The sequence below is a fragment of the Kitasatospora sp. NPDC088742 genome, from assembly GCF_055584905.1.
Genome location: NZ_JBVJLD010000116.1, coordinates 1 through 1,520, shown reverse-complemented (window position 1 = coordinate 1,520; position 1,520 = coordinate 1). Strand labels below are relative to the sequence as shown.

Here is a 1,520-nt window from a genome sequence, read left to right as displayed (position 1 = left end):
ACGCTCCTATAGTTGTCAACTCGCGGCGGAGACTGTTCGTGGGGCCGGTCGGAGCAGGTGGTAGACCTCGCGGATGACATAGCGTTTGAGGCAGCGGATGATCTCCCGTTTGGTCTTGCCCTCGGTGGTGCGGCGGGCGACGTAGTCGATCGTGGGCTGGTGGAACCGCATGCGGACGATGACGGTTCGGTAGATCGCCGCGTTGAGCTGGCGGTGGCCGCCGTGGTTGATGCGATGCCTGCCGCTGGTCATGCCGGAACCGGTGGGCACGGGGGCGATGCCGGCGAGCTTGGCGAGGGCGGCCTCGGACTTGATCCGCTCTGGGTTGTCGCTCGTCACGACGAGGATCTCCGCGGCGGTGTCCACGCCGATGCCGAAGGACTCGAGCAGCTGTGGGGCAGTCCGTTGGACCAGGTCGGCGATCATCTTCGTCAGTTCTTTGGCCTCGGCGTCCAGGTACTGCCACCGCTTGGCGAGCGTGCGCAGGGTGTGGCGAAGCGCGTCCTCGGGGGTGTCCAGGTGGCGGGGGCGCAGGCCGGCGAGGTGTCGTGCCAGGGTGATCTGCGTCTTACCCGCGGTCTCACGGCGTAGGGCGTCCGGGGCGTGGACGAGCATCGCCTTGATCGTGACTATCGCCGCGGCGCGTTGTTCGACTGCCTGGTCGTGGGCGATTTTGAGCTGGCGGATCATCTCGGATTCGCCGTCGGCGGTCTTCGGGGTGGCCGTCGCGAAGCCGGCCAGGACGGCGCGGGCGGCGTTCTCGGCGTCCAGGGTGTCGGACTTGCCGTTCATGCGCCGCAGCCGCCGATCCGGGCGGCCGGCCTCGACCACCTTGTGGCCGGCCCTGCGCAGAAACGAGGCCAACGTGGCGCCGTAGGAGCCGGTGCCCTCGATCCCGAAGGCCAGGATCGTACCGAACGAGGCGGCCCAGTCCGCCAGTTGCTGGAAGCCGCCGGTGTCGGTGGGGATGGTCAGAGTGGCCAGGATCCCGCCGATGGTGTCCATCACAGCGGCGACGTGCACGTGCTTGTGCGTGTCGACGCCGATCACGACATGCCCGGATCTGGGTTGCTCGCTGATGTGCACGGTGTTCCTTCCGGTCGGTAGCGTGGGATGCACGCTGTCGCCGGTCGGACGGACAGGACTGTCACGGGGACGCTTTGGTGAGTCGGCTCCAGGCTCCTATCAGGTCACGTCCGTCCGGCGGCAGCGCTTGCTGCGTGCCCGGCCGGGCGGTCGACAGATCAACGCTAGGACACCCATGGGGTCAGTCATAAGCAAGAGTCAGACCGCCTCAGCCGGGGCTACCCAATCCTTGCGGGATCCGGTGAGAACAGACTGACAGTCGTAGGCGTCGCCGACGGATCCGATCGAGGCGGCGATGCCGACGGTGTCCAGGTGCTCGGCGGGCCGGAACGACGTGTCCTGCGAACCGGCATCGGAGTGATGTATCAACTTCCCTGGCTGGATGGGGTGTTGGTCACGGTCGCGCTGCCAGATCGCCATCTCCGGGGCGTCGA

Annotated in this window: 1 protein-coding gene and 1 pseudogene; both read right to left on the bottom strand. The window is 67.4% G+C overall.

Annotated features, from left to right (window positions below):
- Window positions 1-15 precede the first annotated feature (15 nt).
- Window positions 16-1,086, bottom strand: a complete 1,071-nt coding sequence (locus ACZ6ZR_RS38670; protein ID WP_465650717.1) for an IS110 family RNA-guided transposase — start codon at window positions 1,084-1,086, stop codon at window positions 16-18.
- A gap of 258 nt (window positions 1,087-1,344) precedes the next feature.
- Window positions 1,345-1,520: pseudogene (locus ACZ6ZR_RS38665) on the bottom strand (IS3-like element ISPfr13 family transposase); the annotation flags it as partial.